This is a genomic window from Roseateles sp. Mitsp63 (genome assembly GCF_059491535.1).
The window spans coordinates 4,358,405-4,375,510 of the sequence record NZ_CP168509.1; the positions used below are offsets into that span (position 1 = coordinate 4,358,405).

The 17,106-nt window shown below is 69.5% G+C and carries 14 protein-coding genes; 6 read left to right on the forward strand and 8 right to left on the reverse strand.

Annotated features, from left to right (window positions below; all coding sequences use genetic code 11):
* The first annotated feature begins 10 nt into the window (after positions 1–10).
* The 3 genes from ACEN96_RS18910 to garD all read left to right on the forward strand — a co-directional run bounded on the left by ACEN96_RS18910 (position 11) and on the right by garD (position 4,504).
* Positions 11–1,450 (forward strand): aldehyde dehydrogenase family protein, encoded by a 1,440-nt coding sequence (locus ACEN96_RS18910; protein ID WP_495584614.1) that lies wholly within the window; start codon positions 11–13, stop codon positions 1,448–1,450.
* 84 nt (positions 1,451–1,534) lie between these two features.
* Entirely contained in the window at positions 1,535–2,890 is a 1,356-nt protein-coding gene (locus ACEN96_RS18915; protein ID WP_495584615.1) for an MFS transporter, read from the forward strand.
* 48 nt (positions 2,891–2,938) lie between these two features.
* Positions 2,939–4,504: a galactarate dehydratase gene (gene garD / locus ACEN96_RS18920; protein WP_495584616.1), complete on the forward strand. Its 1,566-nt coding sequence runs from the start codon at positions 2,939–2,941 to the stop codon at positions 4,502–4,504.
* A gap of 354 nt (positions 4,505–4,858) precedes the next feature.
* On the opposite strand, the gene ACEN96_RS18925 is transcribed toward garD, so the two are convergent.
* The 4 genes from ACEN96_RS18925 to ACEN96_RS18940 form a co-directional block, all read right to left on the reverse strand.
* Complete coding sequence (locus tag ACEN96_RS18925) at positions 4,859–5,446, reverse strand: PAS domain-containing protein (protein ID WP_495584617.1); 588 nt, start codon at positions 5,444–5,446, stop codon at positions 4,859–4,861.
* 124 nt (positions 5,447–5,570) lie between these two features.
* Positions 5,571–6,506 (reverse strand): hypothetical protein, encoded by a 936-nt coding sequence (locus tag ACEN96_RS18930; RefSeq protein ID WP_495584618.1) that lies wholly within the window; start codon positions 6,504–6,506, stop codon positions 5,571–5,573.
* A gap of 112 nt (positions 6,507–6,618) precedes the next feature.
* Positions 6,619–7,497 (reverse strand): flagellin N-terminal helical domain-containing protein, encoded by an 879-nt coding sequence (locus ACEN96_RS18935; RefSeq protein ID WP_495584619.1) that lies wholly within the window; start codon positions 7,495–7,497, stop codon positions 6,619–6,621.
* A 145-nt stretch (positions 7,498–7,642) separates the two neighbouring features.
* The gene (locus ACEN96_RS18940) at positions 7,643–8,983 is read right to left on the reverse strand and encodes a class I SAM-dependent methyltransferase (protein WP_495584620.1); all 1,341 of its coding nucleotides are present in this window, start codon (positions 8,981–8,983) and stop codon (positions 7,643–7,645) included.
* A 295-nt stretch (positions 8,984–9,278) separates the two neighbouring features.
* Between ACEN96_RS18940 and acnA the strand changes: the two genes are divergently transcribed.
* Positions 9,279–12,002: an aconitate hydratase AcnA gene (gene acnA / locus ACEN96_RS18945; protein ID WP_495584621.1), complete on the forward strand. Its 2,724-nt coding sequence runs from the start codon at positions 9,279–9,281 to the stop codon at positions 12,000–12,002.
* A gap of 136 nt (positions 12,003–12,138) precedes the next feature.
* Here acnA and ACEN96_RS18950 read toward each other — a convergent pair whose 3' ends face one another.
* The 4 genes from ACEN96_RS18950 to ACEN96_RS18965 form a co-directional block, all read right to left on the reverse strand.
* Positions 12,139–13,092 (reverse strand): CsgG/HfaB family protein, encoded by a 954-nt coding sequence (locus ACEN96_RS18950; protein ID WP_495584622.1) that lies wholly within the window; start codon positions 13,090–13,092, stop codon positions 12,139–12,141.
* 104 nt (positions 13,093–13,196) lie between these two features.
* Positions 13,197–13,583 carry a hypothetical protein gene (locus tag ACEN96_RS18955; RefSeq protein ID WP_495584623.1) on the reverse strand — a complete coding sequence of 129 codons (387 nt, stop codon included), beginning with the start codon at positions 13,581–13,583 and terminating at the stop codon, positions 13,197–13,199.
* A gap of 453 nt (positions 13,584–14,036) precedes the next feature.
* Positions 14,037–14,726 carry a riboflavin synthase subunit alpha gene (locus tag ACEN96_RS18960; RefSeq protein ID WP_495584624.1) on the reverse strand — a complete coding sequence of 230 codons (690 nt, stop codon included), beginning with the start codon at positions 14,724–14,726 and terminating at the stop codon, positions 14,037–14,039.
* A 16-nt stretch (positions 14,727–14,742) separates the two neighbouring features.
* A complete protein-coding gene (locus ACEN96_RS18965; RefSeq protein ID WP_495584625.1) occupies positions 14,743–15,117 on the reverse strand; it encodes an ArsC family reductase in 375 nt (124 codons plus the stop codon).
* A 49-nt stretch (positions 15,118–15,166) separates the two neighbouring features.
* On the opposite strand from ACEN96_RS18965, the gene aat reads away from it, so the two are divergent.
* A complete protein-coding gene (aat, locus tag ACEN96_RS18970; protein WP_495584626.1) occupies positions 15,167–15,940 on the forward strand; it encodes a leucyl/phenylalanyl-tRNA--protein transferase in 774 nt (257 codons plus the stop codon).
* A gap of 12 nt (positions 15,941–15,952) precedes the next feature.
* The gene (locus ACEN96_RS18975) at positions 15,953–16,678 is read left to right on the forward strand and encodes an arginyltransferase (RefSeq protein WP_495584627.1); all 726 of its coding nucleotides are present in this window, start codon (positions 15,953–15,955) and stop codon (positions 16,676–16,678) included.
* The last annotated feature ends 428 nt before the right edge of the window (positions 16,679–17,106 follow it).

The following is a 17,106-nucleotide window of genomic DNA, read 5'->3' on the forward strand; positions in this document are numbered from 1 at the left end:
AGCAGTACCCATGTTCAAGAACCTCATCAACGGCGAGTGGGTCGACGGCGCCCGCGCCTCGCGCAACATCAACCCCAGCGACACCGGCGACGTGGTCGGCGAGTACGCGCAGGCCGACGTCGCCCAGACCCGCGCCGCCATCGACGCGGCGCGCGCCGCCTTCGGCAAGTGGAGCCTGTCCACGCCGCAGCAGCGCTTCGACATCCTCGACGCCGCGGGCACCGAGATCCTGGCCCGCAAGGCCGAGCTCGGCGACCTGCTGGCGCGCGAGGAAGGCAAGACCCTGCCCGAGGCGATCGGCGAGGTCGCCCGCGCCGGCAACATCTTCAAGTTCTTCGCCGGCGAGGCGCTGCGCGCCGGCGGCGAGGTGATCGCCTCGGTGCGCCCCAACGTCGGCGTCGAGGTGACGCGCGAGCCGATCGGCGTCGTGGGCCTGATCACGCCGTGGAACTTCCCGATCGCGATCCCCGCCTGGAAGATCGCGCCCGCGCTGGCCTTCGGCAACAGCGTCGTGCTCAAGCCGGCCGACCTGGTGCCGGGCTCGGCCTGGGCGCTGGCCGACATCCTCCAGCGCGCGGGCCTGCCCGACGGCGTCTTCAACCTCGTGATGGGCCGCGGCTCGGAGGTCGGCGCCGAGCTGCTCGAGAACCGCCAGGTCGATGCGATCAGCTTCACCGGCAGCGTCGCCACCGGCCAGCGCGTCGCGGCGGCTTGCGTCGCGCGCGGCGCCAAGTTCCAGCTCGAGATGGGCGGCAAGAACCCGTTCGTCGTGCTCGACGACGCGGATCTCGACGTCGCCGTCGCGGCCGCGATCAACAGCGGCTTCTTCTCGACCGGCCAGCGCTGCACCGCCTCCTCGCGCCTGATCGTGACGGCGGGCATCCATGACCGCTTCGTCGCCGCGATGGTCGACCGCATGAAATCGCTGAAGGTCGACGACGCCCGCAAGGCCGGCACCGACATCGGCCCGGTGGTCGACGAGCGCCAGCTCGCGCAGGACCTGGAGTACATCGCCATCGCCAAGGCGGAGGGCGCGACGCTCGCGGCCGGCGGCGAGGCGCTGGCGGTCAGCAGCGCGGGCGCGCCTGGTTTCTACCTGACCCCCGCGCTGTTCACGGACACCGCGCCGGCGATGCGCATCAACCGCGAAGAGGTCTTCGGTCCGGTGGTCAGCGTCATCCAGGCCCAGGACTATGACGAGGCGCTGGCGCTGGCCAACGACACGCCGTTCGGCCTGGCCACCGGCATCGCGACCACCTCGCTGAAGCACGCGACGCACTTCAAGCGCCACGCGCAGGCCGGCATGGTGATGGTCAACCTGCCGACGGCGGGCGTCGACTATCACGTGCCCTTCGGCGGCCGCAAGGCGTCCAGCCACGGCCCGCGCGAGCAGGGCCGCTACGCCGCGGAGTTCTACACGACCGTCAAGACCGCCTACACGCAGGCCTGAGCAGGCCTGAGCAGGCGCCTGGCCGCTCCCCCCCTGTCATGCAAGCCGGCGCAGACCGGCCCTCGAATGCGATCCGGAGACAACATGCAGTTATCCCTCTCCTCCCCGGCCGCGGGCGCGGTCGGCCGCGCGCGCTTCGGCGTGCTGGCGATGATCTTCATCGTCACCGTCCTGAACTACGCGGACCGCGCCACGGTCGGCGTCGCCGGCCCGGTGCTGTCCAGGGAACTGGGCATCGACGCGGTCCAGATGGGCTTCATCTTCTCGGCCTTCAGCTGGTCCTACGTGCTGGGCCAGCTACCCGGCGGCTGGCTGCTGGACCGCTTCGGCGCCAGGCAGGTCTATGCCTGGAGCATCCTGCTGTGGTCGCTGTTCACGATGCTGCAGGGCACCGTGCATCACATGGGCATGGACACGATGCTCCTCGGCCTGCCGCTGGCGGTGTCGGCGCTGTTCCTGATGCGCCTGCTGGTGGGCCTGGCCGAGTCGCCCTCCTTCCCCGCCAACGGCCGCATGGTCGCCGCCTGGTTCCCGGTGAAGGAGCGCGGCACGGCGTCGGCGATCTTCAACTCGGCGCAGTACTTCGCCACCGTGCTGTTCGCGCCGATCATGGCGTGGATCGTCCATGCCATCGGCTGGTCCGAGGTCTTCTACTTCATGGGCGGCCTGGGCATCCTGATGAGCGTGATCTGGATGCGCACGATGCACAACAGCCCGTCGGACCATCCCACCATCACCGCCGCCGAGCGCGAGCACATCGAAGCCGGCGGCGCGCTGCTCGCGGGCGGCGCGTCGGCCAAGGCCGCGCCGGGTCCGGCGCTGGGCTATCTCAGGCAGCTGCTGGGCAACCGCATGCTGCTGGGCGTCTACATCGCGCAGTACTGCGTGAACGTGCTCACCTATTTCTTCCTGACCTGGTTCCCCATCTACCTGGTCAAGGAACGCGGCATGTCGCTGCTCAACGCCGGTTTCGTCGCGGCGCTGCCCGCGATCTGCGGCTTCGCCGGCGGCGTGCTGGGCGGCGTGATCTCCGACTGGCTGCTGCGCCGCGGTCATTCGCTGACCTTCGCGCGCAAGCTGCCGATCGTGATCGGCATGCTGCTGTCGACGTCGATGATCGCGTGCAACTACGTGGGCATCGAGGCCGTCGTGGTCGGCATCATGGCGCTGGCGTTCTTCGGCAAGGGCCTGGGCGCGCTGGGCTGGGCCGTGGTGTCGGACACCTCGCCCAAGGAGATCGCCGGGCTGTCGGGCGCGCTGTTCAACACCTTCGGCAATGTCGCCGGCATCGTCACGCCCATCGTCATCGGCTATATCGTGCAGACCACGCATTCATTCAACGGCGCGCTGGTGTTCGTCGGCGCCCACGCGCTGATCGCGGTGCTGAGCTACCTGCTCATCGTCGGCGAGATCAGGCGCGTCGAGCTCAAGCCGGTCTGAGCCGCCCCGTCGCGCCCCTCCCAGGTTGACCCGTCCCAGGAAGTCCCCATGATCACCTCCCCGCTGACCATCCAGATGCACGAGGCCGACAACGTCGCCATCGTCGCCAACGACGGCGGACTGCCCGAAGGCACGGTGCTGCCCTCGGGCCTGGTGCTGCGCGAGCACGTGCCGCAGGGCCACAAGGTCGCGCTGGCCGACCTGCCGGCCGATGCGGCCGTGCTGCGGTACCACGTGCCCATCGGCTACGCGCTGCAGGACATCCCGGCCGGCAGCTGGGTGCACGAGCGGCTGCTGCGCATGCCGCCCGCGCGCGAGCTGCAGGGGCTGCCGATGGCCACGGTCCCGGCCCCGGCGCGGGTGCCGCTGGAGGGCTACACCTTCGAGGGCTACCGCAATGCCGACGGCTCGGTGGGCACGCGCAACATCCTGGCGATCACGCAGACGGTGCAATGCGTGTCGGGCGTGGTCGAGTTCGCGGTCGAGCGCATCAAGCGCGAGCTGCTGCCGAAGTATCCGAACGTCGATGACGTGGTGGCGCTGGAGCACACCTATGGCTGCGGCGTCGCGATCGACGCGCCGGACGCGGTGATCCCGATCCGCACGGTGCGCAACATCAGCCTCAATCCCAATTTCGGCGGCGAGGTGATGGTCGTGAGCCTGGGCTGCGAGAAGCTGCAGCCGGAGCGGCTGATGCCGCCGGGCGTGATCCCGATCGCGGACCAGCGCGGCGAGGCGGCGGGCGAGACGCTCGATGTCGTCTGCCTGCAGGATGCGAAGCACGTCGGCTTCATGTCGATGATCGATTCGGTGATGACGCAGGCGAGCGTGCATCTGGCGCGTTTGAACGCGCGCCGGCGCGAGACGGTGCCGGCCTCGGAGCTGGTGGTGGGCGTGCAGTGCGGCGGCAGCGACGCGTTCTCCGGCGTGACCGCGAATCCGGCGGTGGGCTTCTGCGCCGACCTGCTGGTGCGCGCGGGCGCGACGGTGATGTTCAGCGAGAACACCGAGGTGCGCGATGGGATCGCGCAGCTGACCGCGCGCGCGAGCACGCCCGAGGTCGCGCAGGCGATGGTCCGGGAGATGGCCTGGTACGACGAGTACCTGAAGCGCGGGAGCGTCGACCGCAGCGCCAACACGACGCCGGGCAACAAGAAGGGCGGGCTGTCCAACATCGTCGAGAAGGCGATGGGCTCGATCGTGAAGAGCGGGAGCTCGGCGATCTCCGGCGTGCTGTCGCCGGGGGACAAGCTGCGGCGCGATCAGCGCGGGCTGATCTACGCGGCGACGCCGGCGAGCGATTTCATCTGCGGGACGCTGCAATTGGCGGCGGGGATGAACCTGCATGTGTTCACGACCGGGCGAGGCACGCCGTATGGGCTGGCGGAATGTCCGGTCATCAAGGTGGCGACGCGCAGCGACCTGGCGCGGCGGTGGCATGACCTGATGGACGTGAACGCCGGGCAGATCGCCGATGGCGAGAAGACGATCCAGGAACTGGGGTGGGAGATGTTCCGGCTGATGCTGGATGTGGCCTCCGGAAAGAAGACCTGGGCGGAACAGCACAAGCTTGCGAACGCGCTCGTGCTGTTCAATCCGGCGCCAGTGACCTAGGGGGCGCGACTTCCTCGGCCGCTGGCCTTCACCCCTGCCCTCTCCCACTTCGCGGGAGAGCAACCGTGTCAAGCGCTGCTGCTGACCAACTCCCTCGCCCCCCGCAAGCGGGCGAGGCCGCCCGCACATGCCTTGCGCAAGAACTCCCTCGCCCCCCGCGAGGGGGGAGAGGGCAGGGGAGAGGGGGTGCTTCGAAGGGCAGCAGCGCTGTGGCACGAGCCCCCTCTCCCCTCCCTCTCCCCGCTGGGGCGAGGGGGTTCACTGCGCCGCCCGGCTCCTCTTACCCCTCCTCCTTACTCCCTCCTCCCTCCTCCTTACCCCCTCGCCCGCTTGCGGGAGGGGTGAGGGCCTGCGTCACGGCATGCTCATGGCCTGCCTGAACGACTGATCGAGGATTTCCGCGACGAGATCGAGCAATTGCGCCGCCTCCTCGTCGCCCATCGGGTCATACGGCGCCGCGTCCGTCGCCGGCACGCCCAGCAGCGCATGGAACGGCGTGCACCCCATCGCCGCGGGCGACAGGTTCTCCCCGAGGAACCGGTCGTCGAAGGGCGTGACCGGCCGTTCGGTCAGATCCACCATCGTGCCGAGCATCCGGACCACATCGCCGCGGTGATCCCGCTGCACCACCCTCCCCCGCGACAGCACGGTCCGGTACCCCGAGCCATTGCTGCGCAGCCGGAATCGCTGCTCATAGCTTTCGGTGAACCCGTCGAAATGCGCCCGCAGCGCCGCCATCATCGGTTCGAGGTCCTCCGGATGCACGCGGCAGCGCCAGAACGCGGTGCTGTCGGGCTGCTCCGGATGCGGAAACCCGAGGTGCTCCTTCCAGCGCGGCGAGTAGTGCACCAGCTCCAGCAATGGCTTCAAGTCCCAGACGCCGAAGGCGCCCCGCTCGATCGCCGTCCGCCAGCACCGGACTTCGTCATGACGGATCCCCATGGCGGGGCATCTTGCGCGCCCCTCGGGGGGATGGTCAACGCGAGTTCCCCGGGGAGGCGCGGAAAACAGTGCCGCCAAGCCACGGCGCCCGTGACAGGCGCCTTGACATCCCCTTTCGCAGGGCTCATCCCAGCGCCGTCACCCATTCAGCCGCCGCCGCCAGCAAGGAGGCATCGGACCGCATCGGCGGCGAGGGATCCACCGGCACCCACAGCGGCTGCCGCCGCCATCCCAGCCGCCGCAGACGGAACCCCGCCCGCACCAGCGCCGCGACCAGCCGCGGCAGCTCGCCGCGCAAGGCCGTCAGCACCTGCTCGTGCTCCGCCAGCACCGTCAGCGACAGCGCCGCCCGCGTCCCTTGCAACTGCAGCCCGATCGCCTCGCCGCGCCAGCGCAGCAGCAGGGACAGCGACGGTTCCTCCACCGCGCCGCCCCCTCCTTCCGGCGCCGGCGCCACGTCGTCGTGCCGCTCGGCCCTGACCCAATACGGCAGCGGCAGCATCCACAAGGGCTCGCCGCCCGGCCCGGCCGGCACCTGCCCATGCGCCAGCGCGATCGTCCAGGCCGAGACCAGCGCCGCGGGCGTGCGCGCCGGCGGCGTCTCGACGATCGCGGTCAGCAACTGCCGCCGCCACTGCGCCAGATCGACGCGCAAGGCCGGCAACTGCCCCCAGGCGCTCGGCGACGCGCCCTCGCCCCGCCCGCCGCCCGGCGCGGCCGCCGCCCCCGCCGACGGATCACGCCGCCGCTCGATCACCTCCAGCTCCATCCGCGGCGCCACCGCGCGCACGCGCAGCAGCACTTGATCCCCTGGGGCCAGGTCCTCCAGCGGCGGCTCGATCAGCGTCATGACCTCGCCGCTGTCGAGCGACTCCAGCCGCCAGCCCGGCGCGCCGCCGCTCCGGTCTCCGCCACCCGACAGCCTCAGCACCGCCCCCGGCGCCAAGCCCGCGAACTCCCGCAGCGCCGGCTGCAGCCGGCCCGCCGCCGCCACGGCGCCGACCCCGCCGACCCCGCCGACTCCGCCGATGGCACCCGCATTCGATGTCGATCCCGCCATGGCCGCCCCCCCCCCCGCCCTGCGCTTCCAGAAAGAACAAGGGCCGGACGTCGCCGTCCGGCCCTCGCGTGTCGATGTGGACGGGCGCGCCTCTCGGCGCGCCCCGCGCTCATCAGCCCAGCAGCGACATGACCAGGCCGGACATGCTGTTGCTCTGCTTGAGCATCGCGGTGCCCGACTGCATCAGCATCTGCTTGGTCGTCATCGTCGACGACTCGGCGGCGAAGTCCGTGTCCATGATCCGGCCCTTGGCGGCCGCGGTGTTGGTGCTCATGTTCTGCAGGTTGTTGTAGACATGATCCAGACGGTTGGCGGCGGCGCCGAAGGTGGCGCGCAGCTCGCCGACCTTGTCGATCGCGGTGCCGATGGTGGTCAGCAGCGTGTTGGTCGCGGCGGACAGCTCCGTGCCGGCGGCCGGCGCGGCGGCGTACTGCGTCGAGATCGCGGCCAGCGAGGTCGTCAGCGCGGTCAGCTGCGTGCTGGCATCCACCGACATCGTCTCGCCCGCGGACGCGCCGATCTGGAAGTTCATCGCCGCGGACATCTTGCCCAGCGTGCCGTCCACGGTCGTGCCGTTCGAGAACAGCTGCGTGCCGCCGAAGGACGTGTTCTTGACGATGTTGGTCAGCTCGGTGCCCAGCGCGTCGTACTCGCCCTGCATCGCGGTCTTGTCGGTCGCGGTCGAGGACGCCGAGAAGGCTTCCGTCGCCAGGTCCTTCATGCGCAGCAGGATGTTGCTGACTTCATTCAGCGCGCCTTCGCCGGTCTGCAGCATCGAGATGCCGTTCTGCGTGTTGCGCTGGGCCACGGCCATGCCGCGCGTCTGGGCATCCAGACGGGTGGCGATCTGCAGGCCGGCGGCGTCGTCCATCGCGGAGTTGACGCGGTAGCCGGTGCCCAGGCGGGTCATCGACGTGGCCAGGCTCTTCTGCGTCGAGCTCAGCGAGTTCTGGGTCGACAGGGCCGCGGCATTGGTGTGCAGGCTCAACATGGTGATTCGCTCCTAGAGAGAGGGGTCAAGCGCCTTCGCGCTTCGTTGTCGAGGGACTCAGCTGCCCTCCCACTCACAGGACGACCCCCTGCGCGGGGGACTTAAATCACCTGTCGAAAAAACTTTCGACGCGCAGGCGCCGGGCCTAGCGCGGGTCGTACATGTAGCGGCGCGTCAGCGGCACGGGGGCCGGGCCGCCGTCGCGCTTGCTGGCCAGGATCTGGTACAGGCCCAGCTCGCCGGTCTCGAATTCCAGCGCGGAGGCCGCCATGTACAGGCGCCAGATCCGGTAATGCGCCTCGTCGACGTACTGCAGCGCCTGCTCGTGGTTTTCCTCCAGGCGCGCCACCCACGCGCGCAGCGTGCGCGCGTAATGCATCCGCAATCCCTCGACGTCGTGGATCTCGAATTTTTGCTGCTCCATCACCCGCAGCACGTTGCTCGCCCGGTCCAGCTCCCCGTCCGGGAAGACATACCGGTTGATGAATTTCGAAGAGAGCGCCTGCCCCCAGCCGTCCTCCTCATGGGTGATGCCGTGATTCATGAAGAGACCGCCCGGCTTGAGCAGCCGGTGCACGCTGCCGAAATAGGTCGGCAGGTTCTTCAGGCCCACGTGCTCGAACATCCCGACGCTCGAGACCTTGTCGAACTGCCCGGTCATGTCCCGGTAATCGCACAGCCGGACCTCCACCTGCCCCTGCAGGCCCGCGGCCGCGATGCGCTCCCGGCCCATCGCCAGCTGGCGCTCCGACAGCGTGATGCCCACCGCCTTCACGCCGTAATGACGCGCCGCGTGCATCACCAGCGCGCCCCAGCCGCAGCCCACGTCCAGCAGCTCCTCCCCGGGCTGCAGGCGCAGCTTGCGGCAGATGTGATCCAGCTTGGCCCATTGCGCCTGCGCCAGCGTGGTGTCGGCGGTCTCGTAATAGGCGCAGGAGTACACCATCGCCGGGTCCAGCCACAGCGCGTAGAAGTCGTTGGAGAGGTCGTAATGGAAGGCGATGGCGGCCTTGTTCTCGGCCCGCGTGTGGCGCCGCACGCCGCCGGCGCGCAGGTCCGCGTCCGCGGCGCCCGGGGGCGGCGCCAGCAGCCGCACGGCCAGCCGCAGGCGGTCGCTCCAGGACAGGGTCAGCTCCGGCAGGTGGTCCTTGAGCTGCAGCGCGGCGAAGAAATCGCCCTCGACGTCGATCTGCTGCGTGAAGTAGGCCTCCGCGAAGCGCAGCGGATCGCGCCCCAGCAGCAGCCGGCGCAGCGCGGCCGGGTCGTTCAGCACCAGCGTGAAGTCGGGCGCGCGCTGCGCCTGCGCGCCCAGCCGGGCCTCCCAGTGCCCCAGCCTCAGCCCCATGCTGCCCGGATAGGCCGAGAACAGCCGCTGCAGCAGCGTCAGGCCGGCGGGCGGCAGCGGCGGCGCGCCGGCGGCGCTCGCGATGGCCTCGGCCGCGCGCGCGGCGGTGGGCGACGTGGGGGACATCAGTTCCTGATCCATGCGATTCCTCGTCCGCGAAACACGAAAGAAGCTTGGTCGGAAGCGGCCGGGGGGTCAGTTCTTGCGCGCCCCGCCGCTGGCGGCCTGGAAGTCCTGGGCCATTTTTAGCCAACCGTCCTCGCCCCGCCCCGATTGGGGGCATTGCTGCAAACGGCGTTCCCGCCCCCTGCCGGCGAGGGCCGTTGCGCCCTCGCACACCCTCGCCCAAAGGGGTCATCACAACATCGGCCGCCGAGGCCACAATCAGCCCCCATCGACGGCCAGAACGCCAAGATCAAAAGCCAAGGAGTGAGCCATGCCCGATGCATTCGCCAACACCATCGCCAGCTTCAAGACCGCGTCCGGCAAGGGCGGCAAGTACTACTCGCTGCCCAAGCTTGCCGAGCGTTTCCCCAATGTGAAGCAGCTGCCGGTGTCGATCCGGCTGGTGCTGGAGTCGGTGCTGCGCAACTGCGACGGCAAGCGGGTGACCGCCGAGCACGTCGAGCAGCTCGCCAACTGGCAGCCCAACGCGCCGCGCAACGAGGAGATCCCCTTCGTCGTCGCCCGCGTGGTGCTGCAGGACTTCACCGGCGTGCCGCTGCTGGCCGACCTGGCCGCGATGCGCAACGTCGCCCAGGCCCAGGGCAAGGACCCCAAGACGATCGAGCCGCTGGTGCCGGTCGACCTGGTCGTCGACCACTCGGTCATGATCGACCACTTCGGCACCCCCAAGGCGCTGGACCTGAACATGAAGCTGGAGTTCGAGCGCAACCGCGAGCGCTATGAATTCATGAAGTGGGGCATGCAGGCCTTCGACACCTTCGGCGTCGTCCCGCCCGGCTTCGGCATCGTCCACCAGGTCAACCTGGAATACCTGGCCCGCGGCGTCCACAAGGCCGGCTCCGGCGCCGCCGCGGTGTACTACCCGGACACGCTGGTCGGCACCGACAGCCACACGACGATGATCAACGGCATCGGCGTGGTCGGCTGGGGCGTCGGCGGCATCGAGGCCGAGGCCGGCATGCTCGGCCAGCCGGTCTACTTCCTGACGCCGGACGTGGTCGGCTTCGAGCTGACCGGCCGCCTGCGCGAGGGCGTCACCGCCACCGACCTGGTGCTCACCGTCACCGAGATCCTGCGCAAGGCCAAGGTGGTGGGCAAGTTCGTCGAGTTCTTCGGCGAGGGCACGGCCTCGCTGTCCGTGCCCGACCGCGCCACGATCGGCAACATGGCGCCCGAGTACGGCGCCACCATGGGCTTCTTCCCGGTGGACGAGCGCACCATCGACTACTTCCAGGGCACCGGCCGCACGCAGGACGAGATCGAGGCCTTCGAGGCCTACTTCCGCGCCCAAGGCCTGTTCGGCGTGCCCAAGACCGGCGACATCCGCTACAGCCAGGTCGTGTCGCTGGACCTGGGCAGCGTCGTGCCGTCGCTGGCCGGCCCGAAGCGGCCGCAGGACCGCATCGTCATCACCGACCTGGCCAAGACCTTCGCCTCGCTGTTCACCAAGCCGGTGGCGGAGAACGGCTTCAACCAGCCGGTGGACAAGCTGCCCAAGGCCTTCGCGCTCGGCGGCAACCAGAAGGGCCTGGAGATCTTCAACGGCGACGTGCTGATCGCGGCGATCACCTCCTGCACCAACACCTCCAACCCCAGCGTGCTGCTGGCCGCCGGCCTGCTGGCCAAGAAGGCGGTCGAGGCCGGGCTGAAGGTCCAGCCGCACATCAAGACCTCGCTGGCGCCGGGCTCGCGCATCGTCACCGAGTATCTGGAGAAGGCCGGCCTGCTCCCCTATCTGGAGAAGCTGGGCTTCGCCGTCGCCGCCTACGGCTGCACGACCTGCATCGGCAACGCCGGCGACCTGACGCCCGAGATCAACGAGGCCATCACCAGCAACGACCTGGTCTGCGCCGCGGTGCTGTCGGGCAACCGCAACTTCGAGGCCCGGATCCACCCCAACATCAAGGCCAACTTCCTGGCCAGCCCGCCGCTGGTGGTGGCCTACGCGATCGCCGGCAACGTGACGCGCGACCTGATGACCGAGCCGGTCGGCCTGGGCACCGGCGGCAAGCCGGTCTATCTGGGCGACATCTGGCCGACCAGCGACGAGATCCACGCGCTGCTGAAGCTGGCGCTCAATCCGGACGCCTTCCGCGTCAACTACGGCAAGGTGAAGTCGGAGCCCGGCAAGCTGTGGGAGAAGATCAAGGGCGGCACCGGCCAGGTCTACGGCTGGCCCAAGAGCACCTACATCGCGCAGCCGCCGTTCTTCGGCGGCTTCACGCAGGTGCCGGAGGCGCACGAAGCCGGCGTCAAGGGCGCGCGGATCATGGCGCTGTTCGGCGACTCGATCACCACCGACCACATCTCGCCGGCCGGCTCGATCAAGGAGGCCTCGCCCGCGGGCGCCTACCTGAAGGAGCAAGGCGTGCTCAAGGCCGACTTCAACAGCTATGGCTCGCGCCGCGGCAACCATGAAGTCATGATGCGCGGCACCTTCGCCAACGTCCGCATCAAGAATCTGATGATCCCCGCCAAGCCGGACGGCTCGCGCGAGGAAGGCGGCCTGACACTGTTCCAGCCGGGCGGCCAGAAGGAGTTCATCTACGACGCCGCGATGCGCTACATCGCCGCCGGCGTGCCGACGGTGATCTTCGCCGGCGAGGAATACGGCACCGGCTCCAGCCGCGACTGGGCGGCCAAGGGCACGCAGCTGCTGGGCATCAAGGCGGTCGTCGCCAAGAGCTTCGAGCGCATCCACCGCTCCAACCTGGTCGGCATGGGCGTGCTGCCGCTGCAGTTCCGTCCGGGCGATTCCTGGGAGTCGCTGGGGCTGAAGGGCGACGAGATCATCGACATCGAACTCGGCGACGAGATCAAGCCGCAGTCCGCCGCGACGCTGATCATCCGGTCCGCCGGCAGCCCCGAGCGCCGCGTGCCGCTGATCCTGCGCATCGACACGCCGATCGAGGTCGAGTACTACCGCCACGGCGGCATCCTGCCCTACGTGCTGCGGCAGCTGATCGCGGCCTGAGGGCCGGGCGCCTCCGGGCGCACCGCCAGGAAGCGCGCCGCCAAGAACAACGGGCGCTGGCTTTCGCCAGCGCCCGTTGTTCGTTCCGATGCAAGCGATGACCGCGATGACCGCCTCGGCGGCGGTCAGGCGCCCATCACTTCGTGCCGGTGCCCGAGGTGCTGTTGCTCTTCTTCGGCGCCGACTTGGCGGCCGGCTTCGGCGCCGCCTTCGGCGTGCCGGCCGGCGCGGCCTGGTCCAGCTCCTTGGACGCGGCGGTCGAGCCGCCCTGCACGCCCAGCCGTCCGCCGGTGCCCAGGCCGCCCTTGACCTGCTGGGCCTTGTAGTTGCGCAGCGCCTTGACCATCTGGTTGTACGAGTCCGCGAAGGCGGTCACGATCACCTTGCCGGCCGGCGTCTTGCCGTACGCGCCGCCCGCCACCGCGGTGTTGCTGAAGAAGCTGGCGCCGCCGATGCCGAAGTCGAAGTTCTTGGCCGTGCCTTCGGCCGCCGAGATCTGCACGCCCGAACGGTTGTCCACCAGCAGCAGCGTCGTCGACGCCTCGTTCTGGCTGATGTTGGCCGCCACCGCGGTCAGCAGGCCGATCGCGCCGGTGCCGATGCCGCCGCCACCGCCGCCGGTCTTGCCGGCGAACTGGATCTCGGGGCTCATCGTGTAGTCGGCCGCGACCATCTGGCCCTGGCCGAAGTTGCTGCCGGCGCGCACTTCACCGGATTGCATCAGCGCGCGCTCACGCTCCATGTTGGCGAAGGCCTTGCCGCGCTCGACGATCACGAAGCAGTTGGACTGCTGGACCATCAGGCGCAGGACGGGCACCGTCGAGCCCAGCTGGCGGTCGCGCAGCTGCGACCACCACGGCGCGTTCGTGTCCTCGAAGATCGTCAGCGTGCCCAGCGTCTCGTCGCAATGCTCGAGCTGGCTGTTCTGGTTCTCGGCCGTCGCGCCGCCGGCGGCGCCGGACACCGTGCCCTTGTTGTCGCCCATCGTGGGCGCGGTGGCCATGCAGCCGGCCAGCAGCAGCGGCGACAGCAGCAGGGCGGACTTCAGCGCGAGGCCGGAAACAGGGGTGAAGCGGGGGGTGGCAAGCATGGGATCCTCCAATTTTTCTAGCGATATCTCAGGACTGCAAACACGTCGGCGGCAACGGACGCGGCCCGTGCGGGCCCGGCCGGCCGGGACTTCGGGAACAGGGGTCAATCGATCGGCGTGGCGGGCGCGACGCCGTAATAGCCGCCGACCGGCTGGCCGTGCGGATTGCCGATCCAGATGCTGGTGCCGAACACATCGCTGCAACCGCCCCAGGCGATCTCCAGCGCGCGCGGCTCCTCGTTGCGGGTCTGCGCATAGACGGACACGGCGCTGTCCGACGGGCCGATCGTGTAGCAGACACGGGCCCATACCGGGCGCGGCGCCGACGCGACCACCGAGGCCGAACCCTCGGTGTCGCCATCGGACGCCTTGGCCATCCATTTGGTGCCCCGGGTCGGACCCGGGTTGTAGCTGAACACATAGGGCACCTGCGCGATCGCGGCGATCGACGCGGCAATCAATCCGGCAGCCATCAGGCCTTTGGCCAACATTCGTCTTCTCCCCCTGTTGTCTCGAAGCGTGTCTCGAAACCAAACGATTTCAACGAAACGTCGCGGATTGTTAGGGGCCCGACCTGAAAAAGCGAGGCCCCCATCGTGGTGGATTCCACGCCCCCCCAGACGGCGGGATGGCGAAACGGCGCCTGGCTGAGGTTCCTGCTCCGCCACTCGCACGCGAGGGCGGTCTGGCGAACGCCGCCGCAAGCCCTGACCCCGCGACGGCCAGGCGTGGCGCGGCCTGGCGGCCGGCGGGGCGTGCCTCGATGGCAGAGGGCAAATCCTGGCACCGGCCGCGTGCGGGGGCGCTCGCGCCGGGGCCTGGAGGGGCCGGGATCGAACCCGGCGGCGGGCGAGGATCGCCAGCCTGGTGACTTAGGTCACCCAGTGTTGTAGGGATGGGAAATGCCGGGGGATCACCTATGCGGGTTGTGCCTCGGTGGCCGCTCAGTCCAGTCCCAGGTCCAGGCCGCGCTCCCGCGCGAAGGCCTTCAAGGCGGGCATCAGCGCGCCGATCTTCTCGGCCACCGCGTCGCGGACGGTGTCCACCATCACCTGCGTCTGGCGCTCGATCTCGATGTGCAGCGGGGCGCCCTCGCCCTTGTCGGCGAAGGTCGTCATCCGCAGCGTCTCGGGGATCAGCCAGACCTCGAACCAGCCCGAGCCGTCGGCATGGCGGCCGGCCTCGGCCACCGTCAGGCTGGCGCCGTTCACCGCGATGTAGCCCTTGGCGAAGATGTAGCGCATCCACGGCGCCGGCACCGCGATGCGGATCACGTGGTTGTTGGCCGGACGGCGGATGGACTCGACCGTCGCCATGAAGTCGACATGGCCCGACAGCGGATGGCCGCCGATCTCCGCGCCATCCTTGGCCGCGCGTTCGACGTTGAGACGGCCGCCGCGCTCGAGCCGGCCCAGCGTGGTCAGGTTCAGGCTCTGCAGCATCACGTCGAAGTCCGCCTGGGTGTCCCCCTTCAGGGCGGTGACGGTCAGGCAGACGCCGTCGCAGGCGACGCTCGCGCCGATCTCCAGGTCCTGGCAGAAGCCGGGCGGGAAGCTCAGCGTGAAGCTGCGCAGCCCTTCCTTGTCGGTGATCTCCGCGACCTGCGCGATCCCTTGGACGATGCCGGTGAACATGCGGGGGCTCCTCGGGTCAGCGCGCGGCGGCGTGGGCGGCTTGGGCGGCATGCGCGGCGAACAGCTCGGGCGAGAAGCCCAGGCTCAGCCGGCCGTCGGCCCATTCGACGATCGGGCGCTTGATGACGCTGGGCTGCGCCACCATCAGCGCGGCGGCGCCGGCCGCGTCCGAGGCGCCGGCCTTGGCCGCGTCGTCCAGCTTGCGCCAGGTGGTGCCGGCGCGGTTCAGCACCTTGTCCCAGCCGAGTTCATCCATCCAATGCGGCAGCTTCGCCGCGGGCACGCCCTGCTTCTTGTAGTCGTGGAACTGGTACGCGAGGCCCTGCTCGTCGAGCCAGGCGCGGGCGCGCTTCACGGTGTCGCAGTTGGGAATGCCGTAGAGGGTGATCATGGGAACGCAGGGCTTCGAGGGAGCCGATGAAAGAAGCCGGCACGCTACCATGAAGCGGATGATCCCCTGGCTCGACGATGACTCTCTGGACTTCCCCCCGACGCGCCGCGCCCTCGGTCCGCGCAGCGACGCGCCGGGGTTGCTCGCGGCCGGCGGCGATCTGCGGCCGGCCCGCCTGAAGGCGGCCTACGCGCGGGGGATCTTCCCCTGGTATGGGGAAGGCCAGCCCATCCTCTGGTGGACCACCGATCCGCGCATGGTGCTGAAGACGGCGGACTTCAAGCTGTCGCGCTCACTGCGCAAGACGATCGCGCGCTTCATCCGCACGCCCGGCTGCGAGATCCGCGTCGACAGCGCCACCGAGACCGTGCTGCGCGCCTGCGCCAGCACGCCGCGCGACGGGCAGGACGGCACCTGGATCGTGCCGGAGATGCAGCTGGCCTACCTGCGCCTGGCCGAGGAAGGCACGGTGCACTCGGTCGAGACCTGGATGGACGGCGAGCTCGCCGGCGGGCTGTATGGCGTCAACCTGGGCCGAATGTTCTTCGGCGAGTCGATGTTCATGCGCAGGACCGACGCGTCCAAGATCGCGCTGGCCGCGCTGATCTGCCTGTGCCGCGAATTCGGCATCCCCTGGATCGACTGCCAGCAGCAGACCGCGCACCTGGCCTCGCTGGGCGCGGCACCCGTCACGCGCGAGGCCTTCGAGTCCCATCTCTGGGCGCATGCGGGCCTGCAGGCGCCGGGGGATTGGACCTATCATCCGCGCCTATGGGCCCACCTGGGCCTGCACGACAGCCCCGCCCCTCGCCCTGCCCCGTGACGCCGTAACGCCGTGACGCATCCCAAGGAACTCCCGCTGGCCGAGCTGCAGTTCTATGCGACCGCGCCCTATCCCTGCAGCTACCTGAGCGACCGCCAGGCCCGCTCGCAGGTCGCCACCCCCAGCCACCTGATCCATGCCGACGCCTACACCAGCCTGGTGGCGGCCGGGTTCCGCCGCAGCGGCATGTTCACGTACCGGCCCTACTGCGATGGCTGCAAGGCCTGCGTGCCGATGCGCATCCCGGTCGCGGAGTTTCACCCCAACCGCAGCCAGCGCCGTGCCTGGGCGCAGCACCAGTCGCTGCAGGCGCGCGTCATGCGGCTGGGCTACAGCGACGAGCACTACCAGCTCTACCTGCGCTACCAGGCCGGCCGCCACAGCGGCGGCGGCATGGATCACGACAGCGTCGACCAGTACACCCAGTTCCTGCTGCAGAGCCGCGTCAACTCGCGGCTGGTGGAGTTCCGCACCCCGGAGGGGGCGCTGAAGATGGTGTCCATCCTCGACATCCTGGGCGACGGGCTGTCGGCGGTCTACACCTTCTACGAGCCCGAGGCCAACGTCAGCTACGGCACCTACAACGTGCTGTGGCAGCTGCGGCAGACCCGCGACCTGGGGCTGCCGCACCTGTACCTCGGCTACTGGATCGCGCAGAGCGACAAGATGGCCTACAAGGCCCGCTTCCTGCCGCATGAACTGCTCCGGGAGGGGCAGTGGCAGCGCGTCGGGCGCTGAGATCCCGCGCCCGCCAGGGCAATAACTGGTCCCACATTGGTTTTTCCTGCAAAGCGACGTGGAAGCGCCGTCTTTTCGTTCTTCTGACGGAAATTGACGCCATAACACGGCTTTAGCGACATCATTACGACACGTTACCCCTTATCCAAGGGTTAACCTGAATGATGAGTGTGCGAGTGGTATCTACATTGCATACCACTATGAGATCAGCAGCGGTACCGATCTCCTGGACGCCGCGGACTTGCATCACCGCGGACCGCCTGTCGACTGCAAGGAGTGACTCCATGCCTGCACACGCCGTTGCCCGCACCGCTGACCGCGCCGCCGAGCGCCTGAGCGCGCCCGCCGCGCCCATTCCCTCCCCCGCTGCCCCCGAGTGGCCGGCCTGAGCGCCGGCCCTGGCGGCCGGCTCCGGCTGGCCGCCCGCT